At 67.2% G+C, this 16,437-nt stretch carries 17 protein-coding genes; 8 read left to right on the plus strand and 9 right to left on the minus strand.

The features are described 5' to 3' along the window. Position 1 precedes the first annotated feature (1 nt). From QFZ23_RS00475 to QFZ23_RS00485, 3 genes are all read left to right on the plus strand, one after another. Positions 2-1,297, plus strand: coding sequence for an aminotransferase-like domain-containing protein (locus tag QFZ23_RS00475; protein ID WP_306920015.1), 1,296 nt, complete (start codon positions 2-4; stop codon positions 1,295-1,297). Between the two features lie 54 nt (positions 1,298-1,351). Further along, the gene (locus tag QFZ23_RS00480) at positions 1,352-1,783 is read left to right on the plus strand and encodes a universal stress protein (protein WP_306920016.1); all 432 of its coding nucleotides are present in this window, start codon (positions 1,352-1,354) and stop codon (positions 1,781-1,783) included. Positions 1,784-1,931: 148 nt separating this feature from the next. Beyond that, positions 1,932-2,273: a hypothetical protein gene (locus tag QFZ23_RS00485; RefSeq protein ID WP_306920017.1), complete on the plus strand. Its 342-nt coding sequence runs from the start codon at positions 1,932-1,934 to the stop codon at positions 2,271-2,273. A 69-nt stretch (positions 2,274-2,342) separates the two neighbouring features. Here QFZ23_RS00485 and QFZ23_RS00490 read toward each other — a convergent pair whose 3' ends face one another. The 5 genes from QFZ23_RS00490 to QFZ23_RS00510 all read right to left on the minus strand — a co-directional run bounded on the left by QFZ23_RS00490 (position 2,343) and on the right by QFZ23_RS00510 (position 8,137). After that, complete coding sequence (locus tag QFZ23_RS00490) at positions 2,343-2,972, minus strand: phosphatase PAP2 family protein (RefSeq protein ID WP_306920018.1); 630 nt, start codon at positions 2,970-2,972, stop codon at positions 2,343-2,345. Between the two features lie 80 nt (positions 2,973-3,052). Beyond that, complete coding sequence (locus QFZ23_RS00495; RefSeq protein ID WP_306920019.1) at positions 3,053-4,573, minus strand: dihydrolipoamide acetyltransferase family protein; 1,521 nt, start codon at positions 4,571-4,573, stop codon at positions 3,053-3,055. A 90-nt stretch (positions 4,574-4,663) separates the two neighbouring features. Next, positions 4,664-5,644, minus strand: a complete 981-nt coding sequence (locus QFZ23_RS00500; RefSeq protein ID WP_306920020.1) for an alpha-ketoacid dehydrogenase subunit beta — start codon at positions 5,642-5,644, stop codon at positions 4,664-4,666. Further along, positions 5,644-6,870 carry a pyruvate dehydrogenase (acetyl-transferring) E1 component subunit alpha gene (pdhA, locus tag QFZ23_RS00505; RefSeq protein WP_306920021.1) on the minus strand — a complete coding sequence of 409 codons (1,227 nt, stop codon included), beginning with the start codon at positions 6,868-6,870 and terminating at the stop codon, positions 5,644-5,646. The genes QFZ23_RS00500 and pdhA overlap by 1 nt, the downstream gene beginning before the upstream one ends. A 148-nt stretch (positions 6,871-7,018) precedes the next feature. After that, entirely contained in the window at positions 7,019-8,137 is a 1,119-nt protein-coding gene (locus QFZ23_RS00510) for a histidinol-phosphate transaminase (RefSeq protein WP_306920022.1), read from the minus strand. Positions 8,138-8,196: 59 nt separating this feature from the next. On the opposite strand from QFZ23_RS00510, the gene QFZ23_RS00515 reads away from it, so the two are divergent. Continuing rightward, positions 8,197-8,625: a phage holin family protein gene (locus QFZ23_RS00515; RefSeq protein ID WP_306920023.1), complete on the plus strand. Its 429-nt coding sequence runs from the start codon at positions 8,197-8,199 to the stop codon at positions 8,623-8,625. On the opposite strand, the gene QFZ23_RS00520 is transcribed toward QFZ23_RS00515, so the two are convergent. Then, positions 8,579-10,081, minus strand: coding sequence for a PE-PPE domain-containing protein (locus QFZ23_RS00520; protein WP_306920024.1), 1,503 nt, complete (start codon positions 10,079-10,081; stop codon positions 8,579-8,581). The genes QFZ23_RS00515 and QFZ23_RS00520 overlap by 47 nt on opposite strands. Continuing rightward, positions 10,081-10,404, minus strand: coding sequence for a hypothetical protein (locus QFZ23_RS00525; protein WP_306920025.1), 324 nt, complete (start codon positions 10,402-10,404; stop codon positions 10,081-10,083). The genes QFZ23_RS00520 and QFZ23_RS00525 overlap by 1 nt, the downstream gene beginning before the upstream one ends. A gap of 205 nt (positions 10,405-10,609) precedes the next feature. On the opposite strand from QFZ23_RS00525, the gene purB reads away from it, so the two are divergent. The 4 genes from purB (at position 10,610) to QFZ23_RS00545 (ending at position 13,970) form a co-directional block, all read left to right on the plus strand. Beyond that, a complete protein-coding gene (purB, locus tag QFZ23_RS00530) occupies positions 10,610-12,052 on the plus strand; it encodes an adenylosuccinate lyase (protein WP_306920026.1) in 1,443 nt (480 codons plus the stop codon). Positions 12,053-12,184: 132 nt separating this feature from the next. Further along, positions 12,185-12,925 (plus strand): histidine phosphatase family protein, encoded by a 741-nt coding sequence (locus QFZ23_RS00535; RefSeq protein WP_306920027.1) that lies wholly within the window; start codon positions 12,185-12,187, stop codon positions 12,923-12,925. A gap of 53 nt (positions 12,926-12,978) precedes the next feature. Continuing rightward, positions 12,979-13,482 carry a GNAT family N-acetyltransferase gene (locus tag QFZ23_RS00540; protein ID WP_306920028.1) on the plus strand — a complete coding sequence of 168 codons (504 nt, stop codon included), beginning with the start codon at positions 12,979-12,981 and terminating at the stop codon, positions 13,480-13,482. A 53-nt stretch (positions 13,483-13,535) separates the two neighbouring features. Next, positions 13,536-13,970 (plus strand): acyl-CoA thioesterase, encoded by a 435-nt coding sequence (locus QFZ23_RS00545; RefSeq protein WP_306920029.1) that lies wholly within the window; start codon positions 13,536-13,538, stop codon positions 13,968-13,970. A 51-nt stretch (positions 13,971-14,021) separates the two neighbouring features. Here the strand turns inward: QFZ23_RS00545 and QFZ23_RS00550 are convergent, their stop codons facing one another. Continuing rightward, complete coding sequence (locus QFZ23_RS00550) at positions 14,022-15,053, minus strand: FAD-dependent monooxygenase (RefSeq protein WP_306920030.1); 1,032 nt, start codon at positions 15,051-15,053, stop codon at positions 14,022-14,024. A gap of 84 nt (positions 15,054-15,137) precedes the next feature. Further along, positions 15,138-16,322: a 4-hydroxybenzoate 3-monooxygenase gene (locus tag QFZ23_RS00555; protein ID WP_306920031.1), complete on the minus strand. Its 1,185-nt coding sequence runs from the start codon at positions 16,320-16,322 to the stop codon at positions 15,138-15,140. Positions 16,323-16,437 lie beyond the last annotated feature (115 nt).

Raw genomic sequence — 16,437 nt, forward strand, 5'->3', positions numbered from 1 at the left:
TGTGACCCACGAGACACTCGACGCCGCCGCAGCCGTCCTCCCCGCCGAAGCCATCGACGCCATCGAGCGGGCCGCGACATCAGCCCACCGCCACGACGAACTGTTCTCCGAGCGCGCGGCGAACATCAAGCAGTCGGCGGTTCGGGATGTTTTCGACATCTCCATGCGGCCTGGCCTGGTCTCGCTGGCCGGCGGCAGCCCCTACCTGCAGTCCCTGCCCCTTGAAAAGCTCGCCAATACGGCCGCGCGGATCATCGCCGAGGACGGCCTCACCGCACTTCAGTATGGCGGAGGCCAGGGCACCGAGGAACTGCGCACGCAGATCTGCGAAGTCATGGCCGCCGAAGGCATCCTGGACGCCCGGCCGGAGAACGTGGTGATCACGGCGGGTTCGCAGTCCGCCCAGGACGTGGCCACCAAGGTGTTCTGCAACCCCGGCGACGTGGTCCTCGTGGAGGAACCCACCTACGTGGGGGCGCTGAACACGTTCGAGGCCTACCAGGTCCAGGTGGAGGCCGTCCCCATGGACGACGACGGCCTGGCGCCTGAGCTTCTTGAGGCCCGGATCGCGGCACTCCAGACCGCCGGGAAAAACATCAAGTTCCTCTACACCATCCCCAACTTCAACAACCCGTCGGGCATCACACTGGCGCAGGATCGCCGGCAGCAGATCGTGGACATCTGCCGCCGCGCCAACATCCTGGTTCTGGAGGACAACCCCTACGGACTGCTGCGGTTCGACGGCGAGCCGCTGGCCCCCCTGCGCGCAGGGAACCCCGACGACGTCATCTACATGGGCTCGTTCTCGAAGATCTTTGCCCCGGGATTGCGCATCGGCTGGGCCCTGGTTCCCGCCCACCTGCAGCGCCGCTACTACCTCGCCTCCGAGGCAGTGACGCTCTGCCCTCCCACGCTGAACCAGATGCTCGTCTCGGCATATCTCCGGGACTACGACTGGAAGGGCCAGATCGAGACGTACCGCGGGCTGTATGCCGAGCGCTGCCACGCGATGCTGGCTGCCCTGGCGGCGCACATGCCCGAGGGGCTCAGCTGGACCCGGCCGCAGGGCGGATTCTTCGTCTGGGTGACCCTGCCGGAGGGCGTGGACACGTACCCCCTGCTCCGCAAGGCGATTGATGCCGGCGTCGTCTTCATTCCGGGCGCGGCCTTCACGCATTCGGACTCCCCGTCGAACAAACTCCGCCTGGCGTTCAGCGCCGTTCCGCCGGAGGCCATCGCCGAGGGCGTGCGACGCCTGGCTCCGGTGCTGCAGGAAGCCATAGACGCGCTGGCCTGAGCTGCGGCCGCGAAAAGGACATCAGATTAGTCACGACACCAAGGAGGCAAAGCCATGGCGGGAACAATTGTTGTGGGTGTGGACGGAAGCGGCACCGCACGCAAGGCAGCGGAGGTGGCGCGGGACCTCGCTGCGGCGCTGGGCGCCAGGCTCCACGTCGTGTCCGCGTTCGATACCGACCGGACCGAAGTCTTCGGCAGCGGCAGTGACCGGTGGATCGTGTCCGACGCCGGGGAAGCCGAAAAGGTGGCCCGGGAGGTGGCGGCAGCCCTGGCGGCCGGCGAGCTCCAGATCACCTACTCCTCCGCGCGGGGCAAGCCCGCCGAAGCCCTGGTCAGGGAGGCGGACCGGCTCGACGCAAGCATGATCGTGGTGGGAAACCGCCGCATGCAAGGCCTGGGGCGTGTGCTGGGCAGTGTGGCGAACAGCGTTGCCCACAGCGCGTCCTGCGACGTCTACATCGCGAATACCTACGGCGCCGACTAGCGCAGCGCGGGCCTGACTTGACGCGGATCACCCGGGCTGGTGGGCAGTCTCACCCCGTTTTCCGGCAGTCCGGCATGCCCTGAAAGATAAAATTGGAGGTGCCCCCGATGGTGCGGACAAACCCAAATCTACCTTTCAGGGGAACACTGTGCTTACACTCCAGCGTCGCCACCTCGTCGGCCACGACATCCTGCTTGCCCGCCACGGCAACCACATCAGCGCCATGCGTGTGGACCGCTCGGCCGGCCGCGTCATTGCCCTCCTCGACGACGGTTCCGTTGATAGCGCCCCGAATCTCATCTCCCCCGACCTGCAGCTTCCGGACACGCTTAAGAGCGTCCTGCGCGATGACTGGAAGTTCCTCACCCTCGTGAGCAGCGGCATCGCCGCCGTCTGTGGCGTCATGCTGGCCGCCGCGGTAAGCATGGCAGGCATGTCCGCAGATCCGGCCGTGGCCCAGCTGCTGGCGAACTCCTACTCCGCCTACTAGGCCAGCCTCCGCCCATCAAGGCGCTGGGCGCCGGTCCCCGGCCGCTGCCCCCGGTATCAATCGCCGGCGTCAGCCGATCCGGACCAGCAGCTCACGCAGCAGCCACCAGAGCCCGGCAGTGACGCCGCCGCCCACCAGGGCGCCGGCAACAACCTGCGCCACCGTGTGGGCGCGCAGCACCACGCGGGACCAGCCGACAGCAGGAATCAGCAGCAGCAGCGGAATCCACGGAACGCCCAGGATCAGCACGGTGATGACCGTTGTCAGCGCGATGGCCCCGGCATGGCCGCTGATTTTCCAGAACAGGCTGATGACGGCGAGCACCACCACGCCGCCCACTATCGCCAGCACCACCACAATGACGCTGTACGGAGCATTGATGGCCAGCAGGACTCCCAGCCCTGCGAGTAAAGACACCGTTGACATGGCGAGCACCGGTGCGCGTTGCTTGCGGTCGCTGACGTGGTGGTCCGTCACCTTGCCCAGCCGCACAAGAACGACGACGGCAGCCAGCGGCAGCACGCACACAAACAGCACCGCCACAGCGCCGAACCAGACCGTGCCGGGAAAGCCGGGTTCCATTGCCGGGCTGAGTAGCAGCAGCAGCGCCACGGTGATGGGCGGCTGAAGGGCCTCCGTAACGATCCGGGCCACGCGGTTCTTCACGCGGATGCTGACGATCCCGCGATCCTCACCCATGGGAACCCCGTCCCTGCCTGTCCGGTCCTTCCCCCCTTTCCCCGGAGGGTACCCCTCCGGGGGCCGGTCAGTCGAGCAGGTCAGTCCAGCAGCAGTGCCGGCTCTTCCAGGATGGCAGCGACGTCGGCCATGAAGCGGGCGGAAAGGTCGCCGTCCACGACGCGGTGGTCGAAGGATCCGCCGAGCGTGGTGATCCAGCGCGGAATGACCTCACCGTCGAGGACCCACGGCTTTTGCTTGATGGTGCCGAATGCCACGATGGCCACCTCGCCGGGGTTGATGATGGGGGTCCCGGTGTCGATGCCGAGGGCACCGATGTTGGTGACGGTCAGCGTGCCGCCCTGCATCTGCGCGGGCTGGGTCTTGCCGGCCCGCGCGGTGGTGGCGAGTTCGTTGAGAGCCAGCGCCAGTTCCTTGAGGGACAGATCCTGGGCGTTCTTGATGTTGGGGACCATCAGCCCGCGGGGCGTCGCCGCGGCGATCCCGAGGTTCATGAAGTGCTTGACGTGGATCTCGGCGGAGTCACTGCCGTCCGGGTTGTCCACCCAAGTGGCATTGACGCTCGGGTTCCGTGCCGCCGCCCAGATGACTGCCTTCGCGAGGATCAGCAGAGGTGAGACCTTGATGCCTTCAAAGTCGCGCGAAGCCTTGAGCCGCTTGACGAATTCCATGGTCCGGCTGGCATCCACGTCCACGAAGATGCTCACATGCGGGGCGGAGAACGCCGACTCCACCATGGCCTTGGCAGTGGCCTTACGGACGCCCTTGACCGGGATCCGCTCGATCCGCTGCTCCTGCGGACGGCCTGACGTGCCCCAGAAGGTGTCCGCCTTGTCCAGTTCCGCATCGCGCTGCGCCTGGTAGCTGACCAGGTCCTCGCGCGTCACCTCGCCGCGCGCGCCTGTGGCCACGACGTCGGCGAGGTCAATGCCCAGGTCGCGGGCAATCTTGCGCACCGGCGGCTTGGCCAGGACCCTGTTCATGAGTCCGGAAATGGCGCCGCCGAAGGTCGGTTTGTCCGTCTCGACTGCAGGAGTCCACTCGGGCCGCCTCGTCACGGCAGGGCCGGCTACCGGCCCGGCGCTGGCCGGACCGTCAGCGAGTACTTCCTCGGCAGATCGGGGCTGGACAGGCTCAACCTCCGGAGCACCGTGCATTGCGTCTGCCGGAATAACGTGCCCCGTCTTGCGCGGCCGCCGCTTCACGGCGTCGGCCTTCGGACCGGAACCCACCAGGGGACCGGCAGCAAGACCGCTTACGCCAGCTTCGCCGTCGTCCTTCAGCTTTCCGTACATCGGCGTCGGCTCGGCATCCGGGACCGGGGGCAGCGGCGCATCGGCCGGCGTCGGATCGCCGGACATGGTGTCGGACACGCTGATAATGGCGGTCCCGACGTCGACCGTCGCCCCTTCCGGAACCATCAGTTCGGTGACCGTACCGGCGAACGGCGACGGGAGCTCCACGAGGGACTTGGCGGTCTCGATCTCGCACAGGACGTCGTTGATGGCCACCGCGTCGCCGGGCTTGACCTTCCACGAAACGATCTCTGCCTCGGTCAGGCCCTCACCGACGTCGGGGAGGTTGAACTTATTAAGCGTCATGGGATCCTCGGGTTCGAAAGCTGGTCGGCTCCGGGAGGTGCGGAGGCAACTGTAGGCGAAAGAGTCGGCAGGCGTTGGCGCCCAACGGCGTTAGTACGCGAAGGTGCGGTCCAGCGCCTCAAGGATGCGGTCGATGTCCGGGAGGTAGTCTTCTTCGATCTTGGCCACGGGGTAGGGCATGTGGAAGCCGCCCACCCGGATGACCGGCGCCTCCAGCGACAGGAAGGCCCGTTCGCTGATGCGGGCAGCAATTTCGCCGCCGATGCCGCCGAAGGTGGGAGCCTCGTGCGCCACGACCAGCCGGCCCGTTTTCTTGACGGAGGCCTCGATGGCGTCGAAATCGATGGGCGAGATGGAGCGCAGGTCGATCACCTCAATGCTGCGGCCGTCCTCGGCCGCGGCGTTGGCGGCGGCGAGGGCCACGGGGACGAGCGGGCCGTACACCACCACGGTGGCGTCGGTTCCCTCCCGGACCACGTGGGCCTTGAACGGGTCTTCAGCCGGGCCGGCCGATTCGGTATCGACCTCGCCCTTGAGCCAGTAGCGGCGCTTCGGTTCGAAGACGATCACCGGGTCCTGGCAGTTCACGGCCTGCTGGATCATCCAGTATGCGTCGTGGGGGTTGGACGGGGTGATGATGCGCAGGCCAGGGGTGTGCGCGAACAGCGCCTCCGGCGATTCCGAGTGGTGCTCGATGGAGCCGATGCCGCCGCCGTACGGGATGCGGATGACCACGGGCACGGTGAGATTGCCGTTGCTGCGCGAGTGCATTTTGGCGAGCTGGGTGGTGATCTGGTTGAAGCCGGGAAAGACGAAGCCGTCGAACTGGATTTCGGCAACGGGCAGGTAGCCGCGCAGCGCCAGGCCGATCGCGGTGCCGATGATGCCGGACTCTGCCAGCGGGGTGTCCACCACGCGGTCGGGCCCGAACTCGCTGATCAGGCCGTCGGTGACGCGGTAGACGCCGCCGAGGGGGCCGATGTCCTCGCCCATGAGGAGGGACTTGGGGTTGTTGCTGAGCGTGGCGCGCAGGCCTTCGTTGATGGCCTTGGCAATGGTCATGGTGGTCATCAGCGGCCTGCCCCTTCTCCCTCGTCCTCGCCGGCAAAGCCCGCGCTGTACTCTTCGAACCACGCCAGTTCCTCGGCCACGAGCGGATGTGCCTCGACGTAGGTGTTGGCAAAGGCCGTCCTGATGTCCGGGGCGTCCGACTCGTAGGTGGACTTGCGGATGTAGGCAGCGAGCTCGTCGCCCTCGGCAGCAACCTTGGCGAAGAAGGCTTCGTCGGCCATACCCTCCGCGCGAAGGTACTTCTCCAGGCGGTCCAGCGGGTCCTTTTCGCGCCACAGGGCCTCTTCTGAGGACTCGCGGTACTTCGTGGGATCGTCGGCTGTTGTGTGGGCTCCCACGCGGTAGGTGAAAGCCTCAATCAGGACCGGGCCGTTGCCCTGGCGTGCGTGTTCGAGCGCCCATTCGGTAACGGCATGGACAGCGATGACGTCGTTGCCGTCCACGCGGATGCCCGGGAAGCCGTAGCCCTTGGCGCGGTTGGAGAGCGGGATGCGCGTCTGCACTGCGGTGGGCACGGAGATGGCCCAGTGGTTGTTCTGGCAGAAGAAGACCACCGGGGCGTTGTACGAGGAGGCAAAGACCATGGACTCGTGGACGTCACCCTCGGAGCTCGCGCCGTCGCCGAAGTAGACCATGACGGCGGCCTTCGGTTCGGCTGAGCCTTCCACACCTTGAGCCTCTGCCAGCCGCTGGTCGCGCTGGATGCCCATGGCATATCCGACGGCGTGCGGCGTCTGCGCAGCCAGCACCAGCGTGTACAGGTGGAAGTTGGTGTCCTTGGGGTTCCAGCCGCCGTTGGAGACTCCCCGGAACTGCCTCAGCAGTTCGGCCAGGTCCACGTTGCGGGTCAGGGCGACGCCGTGCTCGCGGTAGGTGGGGAAGATGTAGTCCTGCGGCTGGCTGGCCCGCCCGGATCCGATCTGGGCGGCCTCCTGGCCCGTCAGCGGAACCCACAGTGCCAGCTGGCCCTGCCGTTGCAGGGCCGTGGCTTCTTGGTCAAAGCGACGGATGGCCGCCATGTCCGCATAGAAACCCCGGAGCTTTTCCGCATCCAGACGGTCGGCGTATTCGGAGAACACGGAGTCCGTGCCCAGCGTGCCATCGGGGCCCAGAAGCTGGACCATTTCAGTTGGAGGCACGCCTAAGGCAGCCTCGGCCTGCGCCTCGAGCTGGTCGTCCAGTTCCGTTCCATCGAACTCGGTGGAGGGCAGATGTGTTGCGCCCATACCGTCTCCTTGCCTGCCGCATCCGGATGCGTTGCAATGTCGCTGGGATATATGCCTCGCCGGGAATGCATTCCCGGCGAGGCATATATATTTGGCTTACTGTTCCTTACTTTATCCGGCGTAGGTAGCGCCGGCTGTTTGTTAAGCGCTAGGAACGGCGTGGCGGTTTTGTGTACACCGCACAGAGTTCCAGGAAGCGAGTATTCGCTTCCACTTCGCCGATGCTAACCCGAACGCCCTCGTTGCCGAAGGCGCGCACGGACAGCGCCCGTTCCCCGGCGAGCTGGGCAAACTCCGCGCTGTTCTCGCCCAGATCAAGCCAGACAAAGTTCCCCTGCGCGTCCGGAACGAACCAGCCGAGGTCCCGGAGACCTGCTGTCACGCGGTCCCGCTCCTCCACCAGGCTTTGTACCCTTTCTACAACCTGGTCAAAATTCTGCAGGGACACCACCGCGGCTTGTTCGGCGATCTGCGAGACCGCGAACGGGGTGGCGGCGACGCGCAGGTGCTGGGTGAGCTGGGGCTGGGAAACGCTGTAGCCGACGCGGAGGCCGGCGAGGCCGTGCGCCTTGGAAAACGTCCTGAGCACCACTACATTGGGGTACTTTCGGTACATCTCGATGCCGTCCACGGCGTCCTCTGCCCGGACGAACTCCTGGTAGGCCTCGTCGATGACCACCACCACGTCCGAAGGCATGGACCTGATGAACCGCTCAGTTTCCTCGGCGGTCAGGATGGGGCCGGTGGGGTTGTTCGGTGTGCAGAGCAGGATCACCCGTGTTTGCGCAGTCACGGCTGCGGCCATGGCGTCGAGGTCATGGCGTCCGTCAGCCGTCACGGGGATCCCGACGCTCTCTGCCCCGGTCAGCCCGACGCAGATGGGATAGGCCTCGAAGGACCGCCACGCGTAGATCACTTCGTCCGGTTTGCCGTCGTCATTCTGGCCGGCGAACGTACTCAGCAACTGGGTGAGGGCGCCGAGGCTGCCCGCACCGGTGACGATGTCCTCGGCCGGGACGTCCAGGAACCCGGCGAGCGCCGTGCGCAGCTTGGTGCTGAGCGGGTCGGGGTAGCGGTTGAAGTCGGTCTGGGCGGCAATGGCCTCCACCACGGCCGGGATGGGCGGCAGCGGATTCTCGTTGGACGACAGTTTGTAGCTTGCAAGGCCGTCGACGGCGACGGGCGGCTTGCCGGCAGCGTAGCGGGGCAGCCGGTCAACCACCGGTCGGGGCCTCAGGCCCCCCGCCATAGTCTCTGATGAAGTCATGCCACCTAGCCTATGCCCCTGACTGCCTGCCTGACCTTGCGGTGTGACAGCATGGGCGCATGCGGTCTTTCATCATGCGCGTGATCATTAATGGGCTGGCGCTGTGGATCGCCAGCTGGCTTCTGCCCGGCCTGGATATCTCCACCACAGCCACCACGGAAGCCATAGCCAAGACCGGGGTGAACCAGGGAACCGATGCCGCCGGCATTGTCCTGGCGTACCTGTTCATCGGGCTGATTTTCGGCCTGGTCAATGCCTTCGTGCGGCCGGTGGTCAGCTTCCTCTCCCTGCCCATCACCATCCTGACGCTGGGGCTGTTCACGGTCGTGATCAACGCCGCGATGCTCTACCTCACCTCCTGGATCAGCGGCTACACGCCCGTGCACTTTACGATCGATTCGTTCTTCTGGACCGCCGTGCTGGCCGCCATCATCATCACCGTCATTTCGCTGGTGGCTGACCGGCTCCCCGGCGCCCGCCACCGCTGACACCCCCGCCGACGGGAAGGATGACCCTACCCAGACCAGGCGGTGACGGCTGCAGGGCGGGCGCGGGCGGCTTTGGCGCACGGACCAGCTGGAAGCGGGTGGCCCTCGCCGTTCCTCCCGCACCCACCACTCCGGCAAGCGCGGCGGTGGACGCCACCAGCGAAGGGTCAGGGCTCGCGGAAACTGCCCGGGCCCCGGCCTCGTAATTGGAGAGCCTGTGCCCGGGGCCGAGACCGGCATCCTCACCGGTAGGCGTCCTGACCACTCCGTTCAGCGTTACCGTCACCCGGTCCTTGGTGTCCGGGTTGGGAAGGCCTTCGCTGCCGGGAACCCAGTCCTGCCGGTGCTCCAGGTGCAGGCTGCTGACGCCAGGCTCCGGGGTTATCGCACCCACCGGCGATCCCGCGGTTAGCACGTACTTGAGGTCATAGTCGGCAAGGAACGCTTTGTCCTGGCTCAGGTTCATCGCATGGATTCCGCCCTGGCTGTAGCCCACGGCCACCACCTGGTCCCCGGCTTCCGCCCCGGCCTGGCGCAGGGCCGTCCGGATGGCTGCGGCCGTGTACTCCGATCCGTACCCCAGCGATTCGCCGATGCCTGCCTCGTCGAAGGGATTCGGGCCGCCGGTATTGCCGGGCTGGGTCCCGGGAATGATCACGATGAACGCGTCGCGTCCTCGGCTGGTTGTCTGGATGATCTCGATTTGGCCCGGGCCAGCGTCTTCCACCTCCCCTGCCCGGGTGAGGAGGCCTGCCGGGGAGGCATCCAGGTCAATGTCTGCGGAGCCCTGCTTCAGTGCCCTGACCGGCCGCGGCCTGAGTTCCGGCAGGACGCGGTCCACCAGCATCCGGGCAAGGGTTGGGACACTCGAGCCGGTCATGCCGGCGACCAGTGCCATCTTCACGGCGGCATCCACGGGACTCAGCCGCACTCCCAGGAGCGCCGCAAGGAGGACGCCGGCAGCCACGGGGTCGCTCGAGGCGATCGCCTCGGTGGTTGCCGTGTTCGGGCGCCCGTCACCGGACAGACCCAGGTCGAAGAACTGCCGCCCCGCCAACCACGGCGAGTCCAGGTGGAGCCGCGTCCAAATAAGATTCGCGCCCTCGGCGGCGCTGTACTCGAGCTGGCAGGTGCGCACGCCGCCGGCCAGGTGCTCCAGCTCCTCCCGCACGGCCGCCACGGAGCGCTGCCCTTCCCAGACGGCGGTCAGGGCCTCGGCGCCGCTGAACGGGTCATCCCGCTGGTAGCCTCCCAACGCCTCCCAGACCCTGTAGATGCCCAGTTCCACCGCCGCCAAGTCCCGGGCGAGCACATCCAGCTCCCGCGCCCCCGTATCCAGTTCCTCGAGCTGGAAGGAGATCCCGCCTACTCCGCCTCGCACGGAGAGGACACCGTTGGAGGCCGGTTCGGCGGGACGGAGCTGCCCGCCGCCTCCGCCTGGCGCGGCTTCGGCCATCAGTAGCCCCCGGCGGCAGGGAGGGCGGACTCGGCGACGTGCACGGAGTGCCGGCGCAGGGCAAGGGCAGCAGCAAGCGCCTTTTCCCGCGCCCTGCCCAGGGCAATGGCCTGCACCCGGAGCTTGGACCGGTATGCCTGCCCGGCAGGCGACCGCCAGTCCATGAGCTGGAGCTGCGAGAGCCTGGCTTGGACGGCTTCGATCTGTTCCGCGCAGGCCTCCACCCGCCCGGCCAACAGCTGGACTTCGAAACTGCGCGACGAACATGCCGCGGCGTCGGCCGCCGTGACGCTGGCGCTCATCGCCGTGATGCTGGCGCTCATCCGGATACCCCCATCCCCTGTGGGCCGGCGCCCGGTGCCCGGCCCTTCCTCGCTTCCTGCCCACGACGTTAAGGTGCAGTCCGCCGCCGACAGAATGGCCGGCGTCGTCCATGTGGAGAAGTACGTGAGGGCGGGGGCTGTGGAGGAGAAGTCACACGGAATCCCGTTCTTCAGCGCGCACAGAACTTCATGAAAGAATCAGGACATGCCTGAAACTGCCGCCACAGCTGACACCCGTACGCCCTCCGGACGCCTCGCCCTCGCCGCGTCAGGGGAAGAAATCGCGCTTGGCCCGCTGGACGGCCGCTACAAGTCCGCCGTCGCACCCCTCGTTGACTACCTGTCCGAGGCAGCCCTCAACCGCGACCGCGTCGCCGTCGAGGTGGAGTGGCTTATCCACCTGACCGGGGACAACGTCCTCCCGGGCGCCGGCCCCCTGACCGAGGACCAGCAGCAGCAGCTGCGGGCCATCGTCACCGAATTCGATGCCTCCTCCGTCGCCGAGCTGGCCGAAATCGAAGCCGTCACCGTCCACGACGTGAAGGCCGTGGAGTACTACATCGGCCGCCGCCTGCCCGCCATCGGGATCGAGAACCTGACCGCGATGGTGCACTTCGGCTGCACCTCCGAGGACATCAACAACCTGTCCTACGCCCTGGGTGTGAAGGGTGCTGTGGAGGACGTGTGGCTGCCCGCTGCCCGGGCCCTCGTGGCCCAGATCGGCAAGATGGCCGAGGACAACCGCGCCGTTCCGATGCTGTCCCGCACGCACGGCCAGCCCGCCACGCCCACCACCCTGGGCAAGGAACTCGCCGTCATCGCGCACCGCCTGAACCGGCAGCTGGAGCGCATCGCCAGGACCGAATACCTCGGCAAGATCAACGGCGCCACTGGCACGTACGCCGCCCACGTGGCCTCTGTCCCGGGCGCGGACTGGCAGCAGGTCTCGAAGTCGTTCGTGGAGAAGCTGGGACTGACCTGGAACCCGCTGACCACCCAGATTGAAAGCCACGACTGGCAGGCCGAGCTGTACGCCGACGTCGCCCGCTTCAACCGGATCCTGCACAACGTCTGCACGGACATCTGGAGCTACATCTCGATCGGCTACTTCGCGCAGATTCCCGTGGCAGGTGCCACCGGTTCCTCCACGATGCCGCACAAGGTAAACCCAATCCGCTTCGAAAACGCAGAGGCCAACCTGGAGATCTCCTCCGGGCTCCTGGACGTGCTGGGCTCCACTCTGGTCACCTCGCGCTGGCAGCGTGACCTCACGGACTCCTCCAGCCAGCGCAACATCGGCGTGGCCTTCGGTCACTCCCTGTTGGCCATCTCCAATGTGGCCAAGGGCCTGGAGCGGCTCGACGTGGCCGAAGACGTGCTGGCCGGGGACCTCGACACGAACTGGGAAGTCCTGGGCGAAGCCATCCAGATGGTGATGCGCGCGGAGTCGATTGCCGGCGTCGAAGGCATGGAGAACCCGTACGAACGGCTCAAGGACCTCACCCGCGGACAGCGCGTGGACGCCGCCCGGATGCAGGAGTTCGTACAGGGCCTGGGCCTCTCCGCAGAGGCCGAGGCGCGGCTGCTCGCCCTGACACCCGGCAAGTACACCGGCATCGCGGACCAGCTGGTGGACCACCTCAAGTAAGTACGACGGCGGTGCCGGGCTTTGCTGCCCGGCACCGCTTCCGTTTCCGGCGGCGTCCGCAAGAAGCGGCCAATCCCGCCCTAGGCGGCTCGTGCCGCCTACCTTCCCGACGATGACAAGGACGGCGAAACCATGAGGCTGCTGCTCATCCGCCACGGCGAAACTCCCGGGAACGTGCTGGGTCAGCTGGACACCGCCCACCCGGGCCCCGGCCTCACCGAGCTGGGCGAACGCCAGGCGGAGGCCCTGCCGCGTGCCCTGGTGAACGAGCCGATTAGCGCCCTGTACGCCTCCACGTTGCTTCGCACCCAGATCACTGCCAAACCGCTGAGCCGGGAGCTCGGCCTCGATGTGGAGATCCTGGACGGCATCCACGAGATCGAAGCGGGCGCCCTCGAGAAGCTGACGGACCACGAGTCCCACCGGCGGTACATGAGCACCGTCTTCGCCTGGGCTGACGGTGATTTCGACCGCCGGATGCCCGCCGGACCCAACGGTCACGAGTTCTTCGAGCGCTATGACGCGGCCATCGCCAAGGTGGCCGCGGAAGCCGCCGACGCCGGCGCAATCGCGCTGGTGAGCCACGGCGCCGCGATCCGCGTCTGGGCAGGGCACCGGGCGGACAACATCGACATGGAATTCGCCGCTCGGCACGTCCTCGCCAACACCGGCATTGTGGCGCTGGAAGGCGAACCCGAGGGCGGCTGGAACCTGATCCACTGGGACGCCAGCCCGGTGGGCGGCCTCGCCCTGGCCGATCCCACCGCCGAGGACCCGATGGGAAAAGACCACGGGCTAGGACCCCGTTGCCATCAGTGCTGGACGGGCGCCAAGTGTTCCCACGGCGCTTACCGGCAGGAAACACCGCGGTAACGGCGCCCTTCTAGCCTTGATGTGCATCACCCCTTCGGCGAATCGAGGCTCAGATGCAGACCAACCCCCGGCTCAACATCCGGAAAGTCAGCTGGTCCAACCCGGTTGGCGCCGACCTCCGCGCGGCACAGCAGGCTGAACTGGACGCCCGCTTCGGATGTGCCGACCATGAGCCCGGACCCAAACCGTCCGAAGCCGACACGGCCGTGTTCCTCGTGGCCTACGACAAGGGGTCCGGCCAGCCGGTGGGCTGCGGCGGCCTGCGGCTGCTCGACGCCGAGACGGCGGAGATCAAGCGCCTCTACGTTCTCCCCTACACCCGCGGCTCCGGCGTGGCCAGTTCCATCCTGGCAGCCCTCGAGGCGGAGGCCTTTGCCCGGGGGATTACCCGGATCACCGCGGAGGCCGGCTCGGTACAGACTGACGGCCGCAACTTCTACGCGAACTCAGGCTTCGATCCCGTTCCAAATTTCGGCCCCTACGTCGGCGTCGAGCACTCGTACTGTTTCGCCAAGCGGATCGATTGCCACAGTGCAGCGCACACCGCCATGGCCTGAGCGGCTGCCGTCACACTCAGGTGGGGCGGGCCGCGGTCGGCTAATCTCGCGCTATGGAAACCAAAGACATTACGTTCCGCACCCGCAAGTGGGTGCGGCCTGAGGACCTCAACGCCAACGGCACGCTGTTCGGTGGCAGCCTGCTGAAATGGATCGACGAGGAAGCCGCGATCTACGCCATCCTCCAGCTGGGCAACGGCCGCGCCGTCACCAAGTACATCTCCGAAATCAACTTCGTCAGCTCCGCGGTCCAGGGCGACCTGATTGAGATGGGCCTGACAGCCACGCGCTTTGGCCGCACGTCGCTGACCATGCGCGCCGAGGTACGCAACATGATCACCCGGCAGAGCATCCTCACCATTGAGGAGATCGTGTTCGTGAACCTCAGCGCCACCGGTAAGCCGGAGCCGCACGGCTACACGGAAATCACCTACGACCGCGACCGCATCCCCACGCACCACCTCACTGAAACGCTCCAGCAGGACTAGCGAACCGCCGTCGTCCGGGATTCGGGAAAGCCAGGGCGCGCCGCCAGGGCCCTAACGGGAAGCCAGCCTGAGGAGCCCGTCGCGCAGCGGCTGTGCCCGTTCGGCCAGGGCCACGCCCGCCATGGCGGAGGAAGCCAGCCCCAGCAGCTGGGTCTTGAGGGCGCGCTGCCGGTTGTAGGCCTTAAGCGCGTCCTCCAGCGGCCGGGTATTGAGGAGTTCGGCCAGCGTGACGGCGTCCACGAGCGCCTCGCACGCGCCGCGACCAAGATTGGGCGTCATGCCGTGGGCAGCGTCGCCCGCCAGGACGGCGCCCGGCCGCACAAAGCTGCCGAGGTTGGGCGTGGTCCAGATCCGCTGCGCCAGCGTGGCGTCCGGCGTGGCCTGCTCCAGCACTGCCCGGACGGCCGGCGCGCTTCCGGCGAACCGCTCCTTGGCCTGCTTCAGTGCTTCAGCCGCGTCGACGCCTGCCGGGCCCAGGCTTGAGCGGAATGAGGCATACCAGTACGTCCTCCCGCCGGACGCGGGCGTGATGCCGAACAGTTGTCCCCGTCCCCAGTATTCCCCGCCGGCGTCGGCCTGGACGGGCACCGGAAGGACACCGCGCAGCGCCAGGTACGGCGTCAGCCTTGCCTGCGACCTGGCGCCCCAGAAGGAGCGGCGCACCACGCTGTGGACGCCGTCGGCCCCCACCAGCAGGCCTGACGCCAGCGGTCCGGTAGCGGGGATGTCGTCCACCCTGCCCTCGGCGCGGCGCACGGATGCGGGCACGACGGCTTCGAGGATCCGCAGGAGATCCACCCGGGAGACGCCCAGGACCCCGCGGACCTCGGGTGCCACCAGGGCTGTGCCCGTGGCGTCACGCAGGGCCATCCCGCCGAAGGTCGTGCCCGCCTCCCTGATCTGCGGCAGGACCCCCAGGACCGCCAGCGCCGCCTGGGCCTCCGGCCACATGGCCAGCGACGTCTCCACCGCCGGCACACCGGGCCGCTGCTCGTGGATGGTCACGGCGAAGCGCTCCGGATCCAGGCCGGCCGCGAGCGCGAGGCCGGCAATGCCGCCGCCGATGATGGTTATGGCTTCCATGGACCGATGTTAAGCCCGACGGCGGGACGCCGGGAGGGCGGGACGCCGGGAGAGCGGGACGCCCCAGCGCGGGCGGCCGGGGACTTAGGCCGACGGCCAGCCGGTGTAGGCCTCGGCAAGGTACGCCTGGCCGTGCCGGGAGGACACCACGGAGTTCAGCTCGCCCAGCTGACGGGCCCGGGCGAAGTCGCCGGCATCGGCAGGGGTGTGCAGCATAGTGGTCATCCAGTAGGAGAACTGCTGGGCCTTCCACACGCGGTCCAGGGCGCGGTCGCTGTATGAGTCCAGGAGGGCCGTGGAGCCGCTGTTGTAGTAGCTGTCCAGCCCCTCGAACAGCACCTTCACGTCGTGGATCGCCAGGTTCAGGCCCTTGGCGCCCGTTGGCGGAACGGTGTGCGCGGCGTCGCCGGCGAGGAACAGCTTCCCGTGCCGCATGGGCGTGTGCACGAAGCTGCGGAACGGCAGGACCATCTTGTCGATGACCGGGCCTTCCTTCAGCTCGAAGCCGTTGCCGTTGACCCGGCTGCGGAACTCCGCCCAGATCCGCTCATCGTTCCAGTCGGCCACGTTTTCCTTGGGGTCGCACTGGAAGTACATGCGCTGCACGGTTTCAGTGCGCTGGCTGATGAGGGCAAAGCCGTTCTCGGAGTTGGCGTAGATCAGCTCGTCGGAACTGCGCGGCGCCTCGGCAAGGATGCCGAACCACGCGAACGGGTACTCGTGGAAGTACCACTTGCGGTGCGCCTCGGGGATCTGGAAGCGGCAGTGGCTGCGCGAGCCGTCGGCACCGGTGATGAAGTCGGCCTGGAGCTCGTACTCCACGCCGTCAGCATCCGTGAACCAGACCTTGGGCTTGTCCTCGATGTCGTGGATGGTCGTTTCGGTGACGCGGTAGCGGACGTCCCCGCCGTCGGCCTCCCGGCGTGCGGCGAGGTCCATGAAGACGTCGGTCTGCGGGTAGAGCCAGACGGACTCGCCCACGAGTTCCTTGAAGTCGATGCGGTGGCTTTCGCCGTTGAACCGCAGCTCGATGCCGTCGTGCCGGTCGCCTTCCCGCAGCACGCGGTCGGACACACCACCGTCGACGAGCATGTTCACTGTGCCGTGCTCCAGGATGCCCGCGCGGACTGTCTCCGAAATTTCCTGGCGGCTGCGGATTTCGATCACCGTGGATTCAATTCCGGCCTTGGCCAGCAGGTGGGACAGCATGAGTCCCGCAGGGCCGGCGCCCAGAATGGCCACCTGGGTGGTGATGATCTGTCGTGCCATGGTGTTCCTCGCTCCGTTGCGTGGCCCGGGAGTCCGGGCAGAAGGTGGTCGCTGGCTAACAGTGTGCGCCGGAGAGTGTGGTCGGCGTTACAGCCATTCCGCTGAATGGAAGCAT

The sequence above is a fragment of the Arthrobacter globiformis genome, assembly GCF_030818015.1.
Classification (GTDB): domain Bacteria; phylum Actinomycetota; class Actinomycetes; order Actinomycetales; family Micrococcaceae; genus Arthrobacter; species Arthrobacter globiformis_C.